The sequence below is a fragment of the Mesorhizobium sp. M4B.F.Ca.ET.143.01.1.1 genome (genome assembly GCF_004792275.1).
GTDB classification, from domain to species: domain Bacteria; phylum Pseudomonadota; class Alphaproteobacteria; order Rhizobiales; family Rhizobiaceae; genus Mesorhizobium; species Mesorhizobium abyssinicae.
Map to the genome: position 1 here is coordinate 54,523 of NZ_SRSR01000005.1, position 16,597 is coordinate 71,119.

Below are 16,597 nucleotides of genomic sequence, written 5' to 3' on the forward strand. Positions count from 1 at the left end.
CTCATGTTCATCCCGCTATACGACACCAACAGGCTGCGTCACATCCACCTGCAATATGTGACGATCGGCCTGATCGTCGCCAACGTGCTCGTCTATTTCGCCACCACGCTCGGCGGCGAGGATTTCACCAATGCCGCGGTGCTCGGCCTCGGTTTCATCCCCTCCGTCGTCCATGACAGGGTCGAGCTTTCGCCCGAATTCGTCGTCATCCCGGAGAGCCTGAGCTACCTGACCTATTCCTTCCTGCACGCCGATATCTTCCACCTCGGCGGCAACATGCTGTTCCTGTGGGTGTTCGGCGACAATGTCGAGGACGCCCTCGGCCATATCCGCTATTTGATCTTCTACCTCGCCTGCGCCATTGCCGGCGCCTTCTTCCAAGGGTTGGTGGCCTGGGATTCGCAGGTGCCGCTGATCGGCGCCTCCGGCGCCATTGCCGGCGTCGTCGCCGCCTATCTGATCCTCTACCCAAGGGTGAAGGTCTGGGTGCTCGCCTTCGCCCGCATTCCCTTGCGCATCCCGGCCTTTATCCCGCTGATCCTGTGGATCGTCTTCCAGATCGTCATGTTCGCCGCCGGCGGCGAGGACCAGGTTTCCTGGGCCTGCCACATCGGCGGCATCATCGCCGGCTCCGTTCTGGTGCTCGTCCTGCGCAACCGCGGCGTGCCGCTGCTCGCCGGCGCGGATGGGGAACCCGAACCTGCGCCAGACGTCGAGCAGGCGCCCGTCCCGACCGAACCAGCCGCCAGCGCTCCAGCTCCGGCGCAGCCCGCGCCACAGTGGGGTCGAGGAGCCGCTTCAAGCCAGGACTGAACCGATTTGAGTGCGTCGCGGATATTGACGCGCCCGATTCCCGCCACTACGGAAACGCCACCGCAACGGCGGATGAAGTCCAGAATTCCGTCTGGAATGTCGGCTTTCGACAACTCTGACCCGGCGCGCGCTGCTATAGCGCGCCCAAAATCTTGAAAGAGGTGACAGGAAAATGAAGATCCTTGTGCCCGTGAAGCGGGTTGTGGATGCCAACGTGAAGGTCCGGGTGAAGTCGGACGGTTCGGCGGTCGAGCTTGCCAATGTGAAGATGGCGATGAACCCGTTCGACGAGATCGCGGTCGAGGAGGCGATCCGGCTGAAGGAAGGCGGCAAGGCGGAAGAGATCATCGTCGTCTCGATCGGCCCGCAGCAGGCGCAGGAAACGCTGCGCACCGCGCTGGCCATGGGCGCCGACCGCGCCATCCTGGTCAAGACCGAAGAGCAAACCGAGCCGCTCGGCGTCGCCAAGGTGCTGAAGGGCGTGGTCGACGCCGAGCAGCCCGGCCTCGTCATCCTCGGCAAGCAGGCGATCGACGACGATAGCAACCAGACCGGCCAGATGCTGGCGGCCCTGCTCGGCTGGGCTCAGGGCACTTTCGCCTCCAAGGTCGAGCTCGCCGGCGATCATGCCAAGGTGACGCGCGAGGTCGATGGCGGCCTGCAGACGGTGGAGCTGAGGATGCCGGCGATCGTCACCGCCGACCTTCGCCTGAACCAGCCGCGCTACGCCTCGCTGCCCAACATCATGAAGGCCAAGAAGAAGCCGCTCGACGAGAAGAGCCCGGCCGATTACGGCGCCGACGTCAAGCCGCGCCTCAAGGTGATCAAGACCGAGGAACCCGGCGGCCGCAAGGCGGGCGTCAAGGTCAAGAGCGTCGCCGAGCTGGTCGAGAAGCTCAAGAACGAAGCCGGCGTGCTGTAAGCGATCGGGAAAGGAACACGAAAATGGCTATTCTCCTAATCGCAGAACACGACAACGCCAGCCTTTCCGACCAGACCGCCAAGGCGCTGTCGGCGGCGCTGCAGATCGGTTCGGACGTGCATGTGCTGGTTGCCGGCAAGGGCGCCAAGGCTGCCGCCGACGCCGCCGCCAAGCTCAAGGGCGTCGGCAAGGTGCTGCTCGCCGAGGCCGACGAACTGTCCGAGCGCCTTGCCGAGCCGCTCGCCGCGCTCGTGGTTTCGCTCGCCGGTTCCTATGACACGATCATTGCGCCGGCGACCTCGGCGGGCAAGAACGTCGCGCCGCGCGTCGCCGCCCTGCTCGACGTCGCGCAGGTGTCCGAGATCATCGAAGTCGTCTCGCCCGACACCTTCAAGCGTCCGATCTATGCTGGCAACGCCATCCAGACGGTGCAGGCAACCGACGCCAAGAAGGTCATCACGGTGCGCACCGCCTCCTTCCAGGCGGCGCCCGAGGGCGGCTCGGCTTCGGTCGAGACGGTCAGCGCTGCGGCCAATCCGGGTCTGTCCTCCTTCGTCGAGAACAAGCTTTCCGAGACCGACCGTCCGGAGCTGACCTCGGCCAAGATCATCATCTCGGGCGGCCGCGCGCTTGGTTCCTCGGAAAAGTTCCAGGAGGTCATCCTGCCGGTCGCCGACAAGCTCGGCGCCGCGGTTGGCGCTTCCCGAGCCGCGGTCGATGCCGGCTACGCGCCGAATGACTGGCAGGTCGGCCAGACCGGCAAGGTGGTCGCTCCCGACCTCTACATCGCCGTCGGCATTTCCGGCGCCATCCAGCACCTCGCCGGCATGAAGGATTCCAAGGTCATCGTCGCCATCAACAAGGACGAGGAGGCGCCGATCTTCCAGGTCGCCGACTACGGCCTCGTCGGCGATCTCTTCGTCATCCTGCCGGAACTGCAAAAGGCGCTTTGACGCTCTCTGCGGAAGCGTATTAAATTGTGAAGGGCGGGGTAGACGAAGTCGCCCCGCCCTTTTAGTTTGCACCGCACAAAAAGCAGGCCGCAAAGGCCTTTTTCGACGGGATCGCTGTTATGAGCAAGATCGAGACGATCGGCATCGTCGGCGCGGGGCAGATGGGTGGCGGCATCGCCCATGTCTCGGCGCTATCCGGTTACAAGGTGCTGATCTACGATATTTCGCCCGACCGCATCGAGAAGGGCATCGCCACCATCAGCGGCAACATGGCGCGCCAGGTCGGCTCCGGCAAGCTCGAGGAGAAGGCCCGCAACGAGGCGATGGGACGTATTTCGGCGGCCGCCGCGATGGCCGATCTGGCCGGCGCCGATCTGGTGATCGAGGCGGCCACCGAGGACGAGACGGTCAAGCGCAAGATCTACGCCCAGCTCTGCCCGCAGCTCAACCCCGAGGCGATCCTGGCGACGAACACCTCGTCGATCTCGATCACCCGGCTGGCCGCGCAGACCGACCGGCCTGAGCGCTTCATCGGCATACATTTCATGAACCCGGTTCCGGTGATGAAGCTGGTCGAGCTGGTGCGCGGCATCGCCACCGAGGACCAGACCTTCGAGGCCGCCAAGGCCTATGTGAGGCATCTCGACAAGACGGTGACCGTCTCCGAGGATTTCCCCGCCTTCATCGTCAACCGCATCCTGCTGCCGATGATCAACGAGGCGATCTACACGCTCTATGAGGGCGTCGGCACGGTCGACGCGATCGACACCGCCATGAAGCTCGGCGCGAACCATCCGATGGGGCCGCTGCAGCTGGCGGACTTCATCGGCCTGGACACGTGCCTGTCGATCATGCAGGTGCTGCATGAGGGCCTGTCGGATTCGAAATACCGCCCCTGCCCGCTCCTGGTGAAATATGTCGAAGCCGGCTGGCTCGGCCGCAAGACCGGCCGCGGCTTCTACGATTATCGCGGCGAGCATCCGGTCCCGACGCGCTAGGGCAATTCCAGGCCGCCGGATTGCCTGAGAGCCCGGCGCTCCTCAGGACGCCGCGGCGAACGGCTTGGGCGTTTCCGCCTGTCCGTCTTGGGTTTCCTCGTCCGGCGCCATGGAAACGCAGCCTCGCCCGGCGGCCTTGGCGGCATAGCAGGCGGCGTCGGCCCGCGCGATGATCTCGTCCACCGCGCCGCAGCCGGGGCGGATCGGGGCGAGCCCGATGCTGGCGCCGATCGAATGCGGCCGGCCGTCCCAGGTGAAATTCAGGCCGCGGATCGCATCGATGATCGAGCGCGCCGCGATCTCGCCGCTGGCGGCCGAGCCTGACTTCAGGATGACGGCGAATTCGTCGCCGCCGAGGCGGGCGACGATATCATCGGGGCCGATCACGCGACGGATGGCATTGGCGACCTGCTTCAGCAGGGCGTCGCCGGCGGCGTGACCGCCGGTGTCGTTGACCTGCTTGAAATGATCGAGGTCGATGAACATGAACTGATGCTCGCCGCCGCCGGCGGATCCTGTCGTGCCGACTTTGCCGCCGTGATCGACCATCTCCTCCATGACACGGATGAAATTGGAGCGGTTCGCAAGGCCGGTGAGCGCGTCATGCGCAGCCGCATGGGCGAGCTGGCGCTGCAGGGCGCGCGCATCGGTGAAATCCTGGAAGACGATGACCAGCCCGCCGAACTCGGCGCGCTCGTTCATGATGGGCGACACCACCTGCCGGATGCTGCAGCGCGTCTCGTCGCGCCGGATAAGCACCGCGCGGCTGTTCTGGTCGGTGGGGCTCGGGCTGCCGGCCGAAGGCCGGGCCACGCCGATCCGCTGTCCGGTTTCCTCGTCGACGGCCCAGTAGACATGGCCGAGCGTCTTGCCGAGCGCCTCGCCGGCCGCGATGCCGGTCAGCTTTTCCGCGACCGGGTTCATGAAGGTGACGCGATTGGCCGCATCCGTGCAGATGACGGCGTCGCCGATCGACTGCAGCGTCACTTTCAGCCGTTCCTTTTCGTCGGCCAGCATCGCCGCCGAGACGATGAGCCGCGCCTCGGCCTCCTTGCGCTGGGTGATGTCGGTATGGCTGCCGATGGCCCGGGTCAGCCGCCCATCGCCGTCACGCTCCAGGGCCTTGCCGCGGTCGAGGATCCATATCCAACGGCCATCCTTGTGGCGCATGCGGTACTCGGCCTCGAAAAAGGGCGTCTCGCCGGCGAGATGAGCGCGATCGGCATCGGCCACGACCGCACGGTCATCCGGGTGGATCATCGTCAGCCAGCGATCGGGATCGCCGTCCAGCTCGCCATCGGCGTAACCGAGCAGCTTCACCCAGGTGGCGGAATAGGTGGTGCCGCCCTTGCGCAGATCGAAGTCCCAGACGCCCTGACCGGCGCTGGCCAGCGCGAAATTCCAGCGCGTTTCGGCCTCCGCGATGCGCGCCTCGGACTTCTTGCGGGCGTCGATGTCCTCGATCTGCGACACCAGGTAGAGCGGCCGGCCGCTGTCGGCGTCGCGGATCACCGAGCCGGCAAGTTGCGCCCATACCGGTGTCCCATCCTTCTTGAGATATCGCTTTTCGAAGTGAAACGAATCGATCTTGCCTTCCTTCAGGCTCACCATGGTTTCCCGGCCGATCTGCAGGTCGTCGGGATGGGTGATCTGGAAAAAGGTCAGCGCCTCGATTTCCTCGCGGCTGTAGTCGAGCATGGCGGCAAAGGCCGGATTGGTCTGCACGATGCGGCCGTCGAGCCCGACGATGGCGACGCCGATCGCCGAATCCTCCATGGCGCGGCGGAAGCGCTGCTCGCTCTCGGCGATCTGGCGGCGGTCGTCGACGATCTGGCGGATGAAGAAGGCGGCAAGAAACAGCGACGCCGCGATCATGGCGTCCGATACCTGCAGGCTGAGCTTGAGCGTCTCGGCGCTGAGATCGAGGCGCGACGACAGCATCGAAGCCGCGGCGGCGACAAGGCCAACCGCCATCAGGATCAATGCCGCGTATCTGCCGGCCCGCGGGCCCTTCCAATTCCACCGCGTCACAACGCGTTCCACCCCAATGCGCAATTGCACGTCGATGCAACCCTCGCGGATCGATTTTAAGGAAAGGTTGCATGGGGGACGGAAGCGGCGATGCCAACCGGCAAACAATTGCCGGCATGATTAAGGATCGGTATGCGCCGCTACCAGCGCACGAAAAACCGGCCGCCAAGCGCGCCGAGACCGGTGAGGATGACGACCGCGAGCGTATACCAGGTGGCGACGAAAAGCGGCGAGTCGTCGAAGCAATGCGCGGCATAGAAGGTCGCCGACAGCCCGCCGGCGAGCAGGCCGGCGACCGCGCCCGCCAGCACCGGCCGCGTCGGGGCGCCATGGCGCAGCACCCAAAGAAAGACGGCGAGCGGCCCGAGGCCGATCAGCGGGATGAACGCCATGCAGATCATCATGTTGGAGCCGACCAGTCGCGTGCCCCATTCGGCGCGGGGCACCGCGAAAAGCTCGAGGATCACCGCCACGCCCACCAATGCCGGCGCGAGCGCCATCCAGGCCGTTGCCCTGGCCGTCGGCGCGCCGGGGCTCGACAGCGCCCTGATCAGGCCAAACGCGCTGACGCCGAGCGCGATGGTGAAGACGAATTTGGACAGGAAACGCATCGTGTGCATAGCGACCATGAGGTCAGGACGCGGGCCGATGGTCAGCCAGAACACGGCGGCCGCGACCACCGCCGCCACGGCGACGGCCATCCGCCAGGCGGAGCCGAGCGGCATCGCATTGCTGCGGACGTCGGCGTCGAGCGCCTTGATGAGATCCTCGGTCCTCATGTCACTCCCGCCCGAAGCGTTTGGCGATGGCGGCAAGGCCGCGATGCAGCGACACCCTGACCGCCGTCTCCGTGATGCCGAACTTCGCCGCCGTCTCGCCGATCGAGCGGCCCTCGACCGACACCGACGAGACCACCGAACGCTGTGCCGGCGGCAGGCTCTCCAGCACCCGGTTGATGTCGCGTTCGCTCACCGTCTCCGTTTCCGGCTCGGCGAAGGTCTCTGCGATCTCGTCGATCTCGACCTCGATGCGCCGCCCGCGCCGCCGGAAGGCGTCGATCAGCTTGAAGCGCGCAATGGCGTAGATCCATGGCAGCACCGGCGCGTCCTGGCGCCAGGTATGCCGTTTGACGTGAATGGCCAGCAAGGTTTCCTGCACGACATCCTCGGGGTCGACCCCGCCCTGAACGATCTTGCGCCGGGCAAAGCCGCGCACGAGAGCGGCCGTCCGCGTCAGAAAGTCGGCGTAAGCCCTTTCGTCTCCCGCGATCGCGGCCTTGAGCAACCGGGAAAGCTCGGCCTCGTTGTTGCCGGTCACAAGAGTTTTCTCCCCCGATGTTCGCGCCTCGGCGCTGATTTGTTACGTGGCCGAAGAAATAATGTCCAAGCCAAAGTGCCGCAAAATCACGAAAGGTTGCGCCCCGGCGACCGAATGAAGCAGGCCTGCAATGTTGACTAGCTTAATCAGGTATTGGTAGGTGCAGCCGTGCCAACCAAGACCATCAGATCGAGGACGACGCCCATGAGATTTGCCCTTTCCACCCTTGCCGGCGCCACGGCGCTGGCGCTCGGCCTGCTTGCGGCTCCGGCGCTGGCGGAAGATGATGCCGGTATCGTCGTATACAACGCCCAGCACGAGAGCCTGGCGAAGGAATGGGCCAAAGGCTTCACCAAGGAAACCGGTATCAAGGTGACGCTGCGCAATGGCGGCGACAGCGATTTCTCCAACCAGATCGTCGCCGAGGGCGCGGCCTCGCCGGCCGATGTGTTCCTGACCGAAAACTCGCCGGCCATGGCGCTCGTCGAGGCTGCCGGCCTGTTCGCGCCGGTCGACGCCGAGACGCTGGCGCAGGTGCCGCCGGAGTACCAGCCGGCCACCGGCAAATGGGTCGGCGTCGCCGCCCGCAGCACGGTCTTTGCCTATGACAAGACCAAGCTCAAGGAAGACCAGTTGCCCAAGTCGCTGCTCGACCTTGCCGATCCGAGCTGGAAGGGCCGCTGGGCGGCGTCGCCTTCGGGCGCCGATTTCCAGGCCATCGTCAGCGCGCTGCTGCAGCTCAAGGGCGAGGCCGCCACGGGCGACTGGCTGAAGGCGATGAAGGAGAACTTCACCGCCTACAAGGGCAACAACACCGTGATGAAGGCGGTCAATGCGGGCGAGATCGAAGGCGGCGTGATCTACCATTATTACTATTTCGGCGATCAGGCCAAGACCGGCGAGAACAGCAAGAACATCGCGCTCCACTATTTCAAGAACCAGGATCCGGGCGCCTTCGTCTCGATCTCCGGCGGCGGCGTGCTGGCTTCGAGCAAGCATCCGAAGGAAGCCCAGGCGTTCCTGAAATGGGTGACCGGCAAGGGTGGCCAGGACGTGCTGAAGAACGGCACCTCCTTCGAATACGCGGTCGGCAAGGGCGCCGAGTCCAACCCCAAGCTGGTGCCGCTGGCCGACCTGCAGGCGCCGAAAGTCGATCCGACGACGCTGAACTCCAAGAAGGTGACCGACCTGATGACGGCAGCCGGCTTGCTTTAGTTCGCGTTCGTCCTAAAAGGGCAACCGACTGCGCTCCTGCGGGACTTCGCTTTCCGCGGGAGCGCTCTGTTTTAGAGATGGCATCGTCGATGACGACAAGCTGCGTTTCTGGCTGCGACAAGCGCGCCTTCGGCCACCTTCGTCCGCGGGCCGAAGCGGCGCGGCATCGGGTCTGATGCAAGCGGCGGTCGACCTCACCCGATCAGGCCTGCCGGCCGCCGGACGCGCGCGGCAACGGCGCTCGGCGTCCTGGATCCTGCTCGCCGCCGCCTTGATCTCGCTGCTTGCGCTGCTGCCGCTGGCCTTCATCGTCTGGATCGCGGTGCAGACCGGCTGGGAGACCGTCTCGGCGCTGATCTTCCGCGCACGTGTCGGCGACCTCCTGATCAACACCATCATGCTGGTGGCGCTGGCGGTTCCGATCTCCATCGTCCTTTCGGTGGCGCTGGCCTGGCTGACCGAGCGCAGCGACCTGCCCGGCGCCCGCCTGTGGGCCTGGCTGTCGGTGGCGCCGCTCGCCATTCCGGCCTTCGTCCACTCCTATGCCTGGATCAGCCTGGTGCCGGGACTGCATGGCCTGTGGGCCGGCGTGCTGGTTTCCGTCATCGCCTATTTCCCGTTCCTCTATCTACCCATCTCGGCAGCACTGCGCCGGCTCGACCCCGCACTGGAAGACGCCGCCGCCGCGCTTGGGCTCGGTCCGTGGCGGGTCTTCGCGCGCGTCGTGCTGCCGCAGCTCAGACTGGCCATCTGCGGCGGTTCGCTGCTGGTCGGCCTGCATCTGCTGGCCGAATACGGCCTCTACGTCTTCATCCGCTTCGACACCTTCACCACGGCGATCGTCGACCAGTTCCAGTCGACCTTCAACGGGCCGGCCGCCAACATGCTCGCCGCCGTGCTGGTGACATGCTGCTTCGTGCTGCTCGGGCTTGAGGTTCTGGTGCGCGGCGAGGAGCGCTATGCCCGCGTCGGTTCGGGCGCCGCCCGCCAGCAGCAGCGCGCCAGCCTTGGCCGCGCCACGCTGCCTTGCCTGGCCCTGCCCGCCATCGCCGCGCTGCTTTCGCTGGGCGTGCCCTTCGTCACCATCGGCCGCTGGCTGATCGCCGGCGGCGCCGAGGTCTGGCGCCTCGACGAGATCGGCCTGGCGCTCGGCCAGACGCTTGTCCTGGCGCTCGCCGGCGCGCTGCTCGCCACCATCGCCGCCATGCCGATGGCCTGGATCTCGATCCGCGCGCCCGGGCCGTTGCAGCGCCTGCTCGAAGGCTGCAACTATATCGTCGGTTCGCTGCCCGGAGTCGTCATCGCGCTGGCGCTGGTCACCATCACCGTGCGCATCGCCATGCCGCTCTACCAGACCCTGTTCACCATCCTCTTCGCCTATGCGCTGATGTTCCTGCCGCGCGCCTTGGTCAGCCTCCGAGCCTCGATCGCGCAGGCGCCCGTCGAACTGGAGCGGGCCGCATCGAGCCTCGGCCGGGCGCCGCTCAAGGCGCTGTGGTCGACGACCATCCGCCTGTCGGCGCCGGGCGCCGCGGCCGGCATGGCCATGGTGGCGCTCGGCATCATGAACGAGCTGACCGCCACCCAGATGCTGGCGCCGAACGGCACCCGGACGCTCGCGATGGCATTCTGGTCCTACAGCGGCGAGATCGACTATGCCTCGGCCGCCCCTTACGCCTTCATCATGGTGGCGATGTCGCTGCCGCTGACCTGGCTGCTCTATGTCCAGTCGAAGAGGATGGCCGGACGATGAGCTTCCTCGAACTCAGCGGCGTGGCCAAGCACTATGGCCCGGTGGCGGCGCTGGCCGGCGTCGACCTCAGCGTCGCCAGCGGCAGCCGCACGGCGATCGTCGGGCCTTCCGGTTGCGGCAAGACCACCTTGCTCAGGCTTATCGCCGGTTTCGAGGCGCCGGACCGGGGCAAGATCGTGCTCGACGGCGAGGTGCTGGCCAATGGCGGCGCCGCCGTGCCGGCGCACCGGCGCGGCATCGGCGTGGTCGCCCAGGACGGGGCGTTGTTCCCGCACCTCACCATCGCCGACAATATCGGCTTCGGCCTGGCGCGGAACGCCGACAAACGCGCCGAGCAGATCGTCGAGCTCGCCTATATCGTCGGGCTGGACAAGGCGATCCTGAGGCGGCGTCCGCACGAGCTCTCCGGCGGCCAGCAGCAGCGCGTGGCGCTTGCCCGCGCCATGGCCATGAAGCCGCGCCTGATGCTGCTCGACGAACCGTTCTCGGCGCTCGACACCGGCTTGCGCGCCTCGATGCGCAAGGCGGTGGCCGAACTGCTGGAAATCGCCGGGATCACCACCATCCTGGTCACCCACGACCAGGCCGAGGCGCTGTCCTTCGCCAGCCAGGTGGCGGTGATGCGCGACGGCCTGTTCTCGCAGGTCGGTACGCCGCGCGAGCTCTATTTCCAGCCGAAGGACAGGATGGTCGCCGAGTTCCTCGGCGACGCCATCATCCTGCCGGCCAGGATCGCCGACGGCTTCGCCACCTCGCCGCTCGGCCGCATCGCCGTCGACACCGCCGAGCGCCGCGATGTCGCCCGCATCATGCTCAGGCCGGAACAGGTGCTGTTGAAACGGACCTCGCGCGAAGGCATGTCGGGAACGCCGGACATGCTGTTCGGCGAGGTGACGGAATCCGAATTCGCCGGCTCGATGTGCACGATAGCAGTGCGGCTCCTGAACAGCCCCGACCCGCCCGACGCCGCGGCGATCGGCAACACGCCGCTGATCCTGCGCAAGCCCGGCATCGACGCGCCGGCGCTTGGCGAGATCGTGCGGCTGACCGTCTCCGGCAAGGCGCATGTCCTTGCCTGAAGCTTGCCGCGGTCGTTACCCTACGCGCTGACCGGTCGCCGGCGACCACAGCGGCCAGTTCTCCAGGAAGTCGCAGCTGTGCACGACGACGCGCGCGCCGTCGATCAGGATGATCGAGTAGGCGGGTGGTGCCTGCTCGACCTTCTCGTCGCCGACCAGGTCGAGCATGAAACGGGCATGCAGGCCACGCTGCGCGGAAAACGGAATGCCGGCGACCGTGCCGGCGATGTCGCGATGGACATGGCCGAAGAAGACGTAGCCGACATTGCCGTGCCGCATCAGCACGTCGAGCAGCCGATGCGGCTGTTCGAGCCCGAGCGGATCGAGCAGCTCGAGGCCAAGCTCGACGGGCGGATGGTGCAGGAAGACATAGGCCCGGCGGCCCGCAGCCTCGCCGAGCCTGGCATCCAGCCAGGCCAGCCGCCTGTCGCACAATTCGCCGGTGACGCGACCCTCGGCCAGGCTGTCGAGGAACAGCAGCGATGCCTCCGGCGTGTCGAAGACCGACTGCACGAAACCATTCTCGTCGGTTGGGTTTCCGGCAAAAGCCGCGACCAGGTTGGCGCGCCTGTCGTGATTGCCGGGCAGCAGCCGGTAGGGGACTGAAAGCCGAGCCAGGCCCGATTTGAGGTCGGCATAGCTCTGCGCCTCGCCGGATTCGGTCAGGTCGCCGGTGAAGACGCAAAGCGCCGCATCGCCGTGGTGGGCATTGATATGGTCGATGCAGCGGTCGAGCCGCTCGTGCAGGTCGGCGCCAAAGCGGATCTCCCCGCGCCGGCCGAGATGGACGTCGGTGACCTGGATGATTTTCATTGCGCGACCTTTCTTCGACACGACAGGGAGTTGCCTTGGCGTCCTCGCAGCCGAGCGAGCGCGTGATCAGAGCGCCGGCACCGGCATCGATGCCTTGAAGACGTCGAGGCGGCTTCCCGTCTCGGACGAGAAGAAATGCAGGTCGGCTTCGGAAAACTGCAGCCCGACGGCGCTGCCCGGCGCCGGATGGGCGGTCTCCGACGTCACCACCGAAAACGCCGCGCCGTCGAGATCGACATAGATGACCCGCCCGGCGCCGAGCTCCTCGACCAGATCGACGGTCGCGTCGAGCGCGCCCGGCGTGCCCGACGCCACCAGGCGCACGGCCTCCGGCCGGATGCCCACCGCGAGCTTGCTGCCGACCGGCAAGCCCGCGCGCGAGACGTTGAGCTTGCGGCTGCCGCCGAGCAGCGACAGGCCATCGAGCGTCACCTCGCCTTCCAGCATGTTCATCGCCGGCGCGCCGACGAAGGTGGCGACGAAGCGGCTCGCCGGGCGGCTGTAGACTTCCGCCGGCGTGCCGACCTGTTCGACACGACCGCCATTCATCACCACCAGCCGGTCCGCCAGCGTCATCGCCTCGACCTGGTCGTGGGTGACGAAGACGGAGGTGGCGCTCAGCCGCCGGTGCAGCTTGCGGATTTCGGAACGCATCTGCACGCGCAGCTTGGCGTCGAGGTTGGAAAGCGGCTCGTCGAACAGGAAGACCTTGGGCTCGCGGATCATGGCCCGGCCCATGGCGACGCGCTGGCGCTGGCCGCCGGAGAGCGCCATCGGCTTGCGGTCGAGCAGGTGCTCCAGCTCCAGGATGCGGGCGACCGCCTGGATGCGCTGGGCGCGCTCGGCGGCTGGGACACCCGCCACCTTCAGCGAATAGCCGATGTTCTGCGCAACGCTCATATGCGGATAGAGCGCGTAGTTCTGGAACACCATGGCGCAGCCGCGCTCGCGCGGCTCCAGCGTGTTGACCACCTTGCCGTCGATGGCGATCGCGCCGCCGGAGATTTCCTCCAGCCCGGCGATCATCCTGAGCAGCGTGGACTTGCCGCAGCCCGATGGGCCGAGGATGACGACGAATTCGCCGGACGCGATGTCGAGGTTGACGCCGTGCACGACCTGCATCTTGGCGTAGCTTTTCCTGACGTCGCGGATGGTGATGGAGGCCATCTTTGTCTCCTTACTTTTCTGTCGCGATGAGGCCGCGCACGAACCAGCGCTGCATGGCCACCACGACGACGAGCGGCGGCAGCATGACGATCAGCGTGCCGGCCATGGCGATGTTCCATTCGGGAATGCCTCCGACATTGGGAATGAGCTGCTTGAGCTCGGTCACCGCCGTGGCGTGGCTGGCATCCGTGGTGATCAGCAGCGGCCACAGATACTGGTTCCACGCCCACAGGAACATGATGGTGCCGAGCGCCGCCATGTTGTTGCGCGACAAGGGCAGCAGGATGTCGATGAAGAAGCGCAGCGCCCCGGCGCCGTCCATGCGCGCCGCCTCGGTCAGCTCATCGGGCACGGTCAGGAAGAATTGCCGGTAGAGGAACGTGCCGGTGGCGGTGGCGATCAGCGGCATGATCAGGCCGGTGTAGGAATTGAGCAGCCCGAGGCTGAGCGAGACCTGCACGCCCGATACCGTCTCGATCAGCCAACTCAGGCCCGTCACGTCGAGGATCGCCTGATAGGGCGACATGACGTTGGCGACCACCGCATAGGTCGGCACGATGCGCACTTCGAGCGGCAGCATCAGCGTGACGAAGATCAGCCAGAAGATCAGCATGCGGCCGGGATAGCGGAAATAGACGATGGAAAAGGCCGTCAGCGCCGAGATGATCACCTTGCCGGCGGCGACGCCGGCGGCCATGACGAAGCTATTGAACAGCTTCGGCCCGAGGTCGGCCGTCGTCCAGGCTGTCTTGATGTTGACCCAGAACTCGCTGCCCGGCAGCAGCGACATCGGCACGTCGTTGACCTCTTTCAGACTATGCGAGGCGGCGATCGCCACGATCACGAACGGCGCCACGCAGAAAACGAAGCCGACGAACAATATCAGGTGAGTGAAGAAATTGAGGATCGGGGTGCGCTCGACCATGTCCGCCTCACCTGTAGTGCACGCGCCGCTCGATGAAGCGGAACTGGAAGATGGTGAGCACGATGATGAGCAGCATCAGGATGATGCTCTGCGCGGCGGCGCCGGAATAATCCAGGCCTTTGAAGCCGTCGGAATAAATCTTGTAGACCATCAGATTGGTCGAATTCGCCGGACCGCCCGCCGTCATGATGTCGACGATGCCGAAGGAGTCCTGGAAGCTCTCGGTGATGTTGATGACCAGCAGGAAAAAGATCGTCGGCGTGATCAGCGGGAACTGGATATCCCAGAACCGCCTGAGAACGCCGGAGCCGTCCATCGCCGCCGCCTCGATCAGCGAGCGCGGGATGGCCTGGAAAGCGGCGAGGAAGAAGATGAAATTGTAGCCGACATACTTCCACGAGAAGGCGGCGATGATCGATGCCATCGCATCGGTGCCGTCGAGGCCGGGATCCCAGAAGCCCGGCCAGACCTGGTTGACGACGGCCATGAAGCCGGCCTCCGGCGCCAGGATGAAGCGGAAAGCCATCGCCAGCGCCGGCGCGGCGATGCCGTAAGGCCAGATCAGCACGACGCGATAGAGACGCGAGCCGGCGAGCTGCCGGTCGGTCAAGGCTGCAAGCACCAGGGCGATGACCATGGCAAGGCCGGTGCTGCATGCCGCGAAGACGAGGCTGGCGGTGATCGAGTTCCAATAGTCGGCGTTGGCGAGGATCGAGCGGAAATTGTCGAGCCCGACCCAGATGTTGCCGCCGCCCCACGGCTGCTGCAGCGTCAGCGACCAGTAGACCGCCTGGCCGGCGGGCCAATAGAAGAAGGTGAAAATCAGGAGCAACTGCGGCACCGCGAACAGGATGCCGATCGACCATCTTGAGAAAGTGACGCGTTTTTCCATCGATCCGCCGACGCCGTTGAACCCGCCAGCCCGCTTTCCCGGGGTGAGACTAAGGCATGTCTGCCGAAAGTGGGACCCGGTTTCGGGACAAGGACATGCGTAAAATCAAAACTATGCGAAATGGCCGCCCGTCGTTTCCCGGCGGGCGGCCATGGCGGCATCCGAGATCAGGGCAGCGTCTTGTCCGGATAGGTCTGCTGGAAGCGGTCGAGGATCGCGTCGCCGTTCTTGACCAGCGTGTCGATGCCCTCCTGGACGCTGACCTTGTTGGCGAAGATGGCCTGCATCTGGGTGCCGAACTCGGCGCGGATCTGGGTGAAATTGCCAAGCCGGATGCCACGGGTGATCGCGGTCGGCTCGGACGCGGTCAGGCTGGCGATGGCGACCTCACGGCCCTTGTAGGGCGCCTTGTCGTAGAAACCCTGGGATTTCATGTAGTCGAAGCCCGACTTGGTCACCGGGATGTAGCCTGTGTTGGTCGACCAGAACAAGGCCGTCTTGGGGTCGTGGATGAAGTTGAGGAAGGCGGCGGCGCCCTTGTATTCCGCATCCGACTTGCCGGAAAGAACCCAGAGCGAGGCGCCGCCGACCAGCGAATTCTTGCGCCCGGTGCCGGCATAGGCGGGAAGCTCGGCGACGTCCCACTTCATGCCTTCCTTCTGCGTCTTGCCGACCGTGCCGTGGTCGCCGACCGAGGTCATGATGACCTGGCAGGTACCGGACGCGAAGGCCTGCACCATGTCCTGGCCGAGGTCCTTCGACTTGATCTTGATCAGGCCGGCGTCATACCACTTCTTGAGATCGGTGACGTACTGGACGAACTTGGTCTTGTTCATCTCGAGACGGGCGTCGAGACCATCATAGCCGTTGTTCTTGGTCGCGATCGGCTGGTTGTGGATGGCCGAGAACTGCTCCATCAACTGCCAGCTTTCATTGGCGGAAATGTTGATCGCCATCGGGCAATCGTAGCCGGCGTCCTTCAGCGCCTTGAGGTCGGCGCCGACATCTTCCCAGGTCTTCGGCGCCTCGGTCTTGCCGATCTTGGCGAAAGCGTCCTTGTTCCAGTACATCAGCGGGGTCGAGGAATTGAACGGGAAGGACAGCATCTCGCCCTTCGACGTCGCGTAGTAGCGGGCAATGCCGGGGAAGTAGTCGCTGTAGTCGATCTTGTAGCCGTTCTCCTCCATCAGCTTGTCGGCGGGCTTGTAGGCGCCAGACAGCATCATCGTGGCGGTGCCGACGTCGTAGACCTGGACGACGGTCGGCTGCTTGCCGGCGCGGAAGGCGGCGATGGTGTTCTGCAGCGTGGCGTCGTAATTGCCCTGGCTGGTGCAGACCACCTCGTAGTCCGCCTGCGAGGCGTTGAAGTTCTTGCACAGCGTGTCGACGACGCGCGCGAGGTCGCCCGAAAGGCCGAACCAGAAATCGAATTTGACGGGAGCAGCGGTGGCGGGCTGCGCCAGCGCGATGCCGAGAGCGCCGGCGGCAAGGGCGGCAAAGCCCTGCTTGATGATCGACATGGAATTCATTCCTCTTGAGTGGCTGATGACATCAGGCTTTGCGCAAGTCCCTTGGCCGCTCTCATAGAGAAGGTATGTGACAGTTCTGTTGTGCCTTTTCAGGCCCGTGTACAGCCCGTCCCTCTCCTCCTTCGACGGCCGCGCCGGTATGAACCTTCACGTCGGCGCCCTGGGTAGCTAGGGCGCCGCGGGGCGGCGT

15 protein-coding genes are annotated in these 16,597 nt (G+C 65.6%); 7 read left to right on the plus strand and 8 right to left on the minus strand.

The window, feature by feature from the left end:
* Positions 1 to 3 precede the first annotated feature (3 nt).
* The 4 genes from EN786_RS13855 (at position 4) to EN786_RS13870 (ending at position 3,686) form a co-directional block, all read left to right on the plus strand.
* The gene (locus EN786_RS13855) at positions 4 to 813 is read left to right on the plus strand and encodes a rhomboid family intramembrane serine protease (protein WP_127284364.1); all 810 of its coding nucleotides are present in this window, start codon (positions 4 to 6) and stop codon (positions 811 to 813) included.
* Between the two features lie 172 nt (positions 814 to 985).
* Entirely contained in the window at positions 986 to 1,735 is a 750-nt protein-coding gene (locus EN786_RS13860; RefSeq protein WP_127284363.1) for an electron transfer flavoprotein subunit beta/FixA family protein, read from the plus strand.
* A 23-nt stretch (positions 1,736 to 1,758) separates the two neighbouring features.
* Entirely contained in the window at positions 1,759 to 2,688 is a 930-nt protein-coding gene (locus tag EN786_RS13865) for an electron transfer flavoprotein subunit alpha/FixB family protein (protein ID WP_127284362.1), read from the plus strand.
* A gap of 119 nt (positions 2,689 to 2,807) precedes the next feature.
* Positions 2,808 to 3,686, plus strand: a complete 879-nt coding sequence (locus EN786_RS13870) for a 3-hydroxybutyryl-CoA dehydrogenase (protein ID WP_127284361.1) — start codon at positions 2,808 to 2,810, stop codon at positions 3,684 to 3,686.
* A gap of 42 nt (positions 3,687 to 3,728) precedes the next feature.
* Here the strand turns inward: EN786_RS13870 and EN786_RS13875 are convergent, their stop codons facing one another.
* From EN786_RS13875 to EN786_RS13885, 3 genes are all read right to left on the minus strand, one after another.
* Entirely contained in the window at positions 3,729 to 5,717 is a 1,989-nt protein-coding gene (locus EN786_RS13875; protein ID WP_245478457.1) for a PAS domain S-box protein, read from the minus strand.
* Positions 5,718 to 5,857: 140 nt separating this feature from the next.
* Positions 5,858 to 6,496 (minus strand): NrsF family protein, encoded by a 639-nt coding sequence (locus EN786_RS13880; RefSeq protein ID WP_135908606.1) that lies wholly within the window; start codon positions 6,494 to 6,496, stop codon positions 5,858 to 5,860.
* Between the two features lies 1 nt (position 6,497).
* Positions 6,498 to 7,034: a sigma-70 family RNA polymerase sigma factor gene (locus EN786_RS13885; RefSeq protein WP_127284440.1), complete on the minus strand. Its 537-nt coding sequence runs from the start codon at positions 7,032 to 7,034 to the stop codon at positions 6,498 to 6,500.
* A 204-nt stretch (positions 7,035 to 7,238) separates the two neighbouring features.
* Between EN786_RS13885 and EN786_RS13890 the strand changes: the two genes are divergently transcribed.
* From EN786_RS13890 to EN786_RS13900, 3 genes are all read left to right on the plus strand, one after another.
* A complete protein-coding gene (locus EN786_RS13890; RefSeq protein ID WP_127312163.1) occupies positions 7,239 to 8,249 on the plus strand; it encodes an iron ABC transporter substrate-binding protein in 1,011 nt (336 codons plus the stop codon).
* Between the two features lie 175 nt (positions 8,250 to 8,424).
* Positions 8,425 to 10,002 (plus strand): iron ABC transporter permease, encoded by a 1,578-nt coding sequence (locus EN786_RS13895; RefSeq protein ID WP_187331472.1) that lies wholly within the window; start codon positions 8,425 to 8,427, stop codon positions 10,000 to 10,002.
* The gene (locus EN786_RS13900; protein WP_127312141.1) at positions 9,999 to 11,081 is read left to right on the plus strand and encodes an ABC transporter ATP-binding protein; all 1,083 of its coding nucleotides are present in this window, start codon (positions 9,999 to 10,001) and stop codon (positions 11,079 to 11,081) included. The genes EN786_RS13895 and EN786_RS13900 overlap by 4 nt, the downstream gene beginning before the upstream one ends.
* A gap of 15 nt (positions 11,082 to 11,096) precedes the next feature.
* On the opposite strand, the gene EN786_RS13905 is transcribed toward EN786_RS13900, so the two are convergent.
* From EN786_RS13905 to EN786_RS13925, 5 genes are all read right to left on the minus strand, one after another.
* Positions 11,097 to 11,894 carry a phosphodiesterase gene (locus EN786_RS13905; protein WP_127284444.1) on the minus strand — a complete coding sequence of 266 codons (798 nt, stop codon included), beginning with the start codon at positions 11,892 to 11,894 and terminating at the stop codon, positions 11,097 to 11,099.
* A gap of 66 nt (positions 11,895 to 11,960) precedes the next feature.
* Positions 11,961 to 13,061: a sn-glycerol-3-phosphate import ATP-binding protein UgpC gene (locus EN786_RS13910; protein ID WP_135908608.1), complete on the minus strand. Its 1,101-nt coding sequence runs from the start codon at positions 13,059 to 13,061 to the stop codon at positions 11,961 to 11,963.
* A 10-nt stretch (positions 13,062 to 13,071) separates the two neighbouring features.
* Positions 13,072 to 13,986 carry an ABC transporter permease subunit gene (locus EN786_RS13915; protein ID WP_127311792.1) on the minus strand — a complete coding sequence of 305 codons (915 nt, stop codon included), beginning with the start codon at positions 13,984 to 13,986 and terminating at the stop codon, positions 13,072 to 13,074.
* A gap of 7 nt (positions 13,987 to 13,993) precedes the next feature.
* Entirely contained in the window at positions 13,994 to 14,878 is an 885-nt protein-coding gene (locus EN786_RS13920) for a sugar ABC transporter permease (protein WP_127284447.1), read from the minus strand.
* Between the two features lie 167 nt (positions 14,879 to 15,045).
* Entirely contained in the window at positions 15,046 to 16,398 is a 1,353-nt protein-coding gene (locus EN786_RS13925; protein ID WP_127311793.1) for an extracellular solute-binding protein, read from the minus strand.
* Between the last annotated feature and the right edge of the window lie 199 nt (positions 16,399 to 16,597).

What these genes read in the sequence shown, in the direction of transcription:
- EN786_RS13855 (WP_127284364.1), top strand. Translation starts at nt 4, where the DNA reads ATGTTCATCCCGCTATACGACACCAACAGGCTGCGTCACATCCACCTG.
- EN786_RS13860 (WP_127284363.1), top strand. Translation starts at nt 986, where the DNA reads ATGAAGATCCTTGTGCCCGTGAAGCGGGTTGTGGATGCCAACGTGAAG.
- EN786_RS13865 (WP_127284362.1), top strand. Translation starts at nt 1,759, where the DNA reads ATGGCTATTCTCCTAATCGCAGAACACGACAACGCCAGCCTTTCCGAC.
- EN786_RS13870 (WP_127284361.1), top strand. Translation starts at nt 2,808, where the DNA reads ATGAGCAAGATCGAGACGATCGGCATCGTCGGCGCGGGGCAGATGGGT.
- EN786_RS13880 (WP_135908606.1), bottom strand. Translation starts at nt 6,496, where the DNA reads ATGAGGACCGAGGATCTCATCAAGGCGCTCGACGCCGACGTCCGCAGC.
- EN786_RS13890 (WP_127312163.1), top strand. Translation starts at nt 7,239, where the DNA reads ATGAGATTTGCCCTTTCCACCCTTGCCGGCGCCACGGCGCTGGCGCTC.
- EN786_RS13895 (WP_187331472.1), top strand. Translation starts at nt 8,425, where the DNA reads ATGCAAGCGGCGGTCGACCTCACCCGATCAGGCCTGCCGGCCGCCGGA.
- EN786_RS13900 (WP_127312141.1), top strand. Translation starts at nt 9,999, where the DNA reads ATGAGCTTCCTCGAACTCAGCGGCGTGGCCAAGCACTATGGCCCGGTG.
- EN786_RS13905 (WP_127284444.1), bottom strand. Translation starts at nt 11,894, where the DNA reads ATGAAAATCATCCAGGTCACCGACGTCCATCTCGGCCGGCGCGGGGAG.
- EN786_RS13910 (WP_135908608.1), bottom strand. Translation starts at nt 13,061, where the DNA reads ATGGCCTCCATCACCATCCGCGACGTCAGGAAAAGCTACGCCAAGATG.
- EN786_RS13915 (WP_127311792.1), bottom strand. Translation starts at nt 13,986, where the DNA reads ATGGTCGAGCGCACCCCGATCCTCAATTTCTTCACTCACCTGATATTG.
- EN786_RS13920 (WP_127284447.1), bottom strand. Translation starts at nt 14,878, where the DNA reads ATGGAAAAACGCGTCACTTTCTCAAGATGGTCGATCGGCATCCTGTTC.
- EN786_RS13925 (WP_127311793.1), bottom strand. Translation starts at nt 16,398, where the DNA reads ATGTCGATCATCAAGCAGGGCTTTGCCGCCCTTGCCGCCGGCGCTCTC.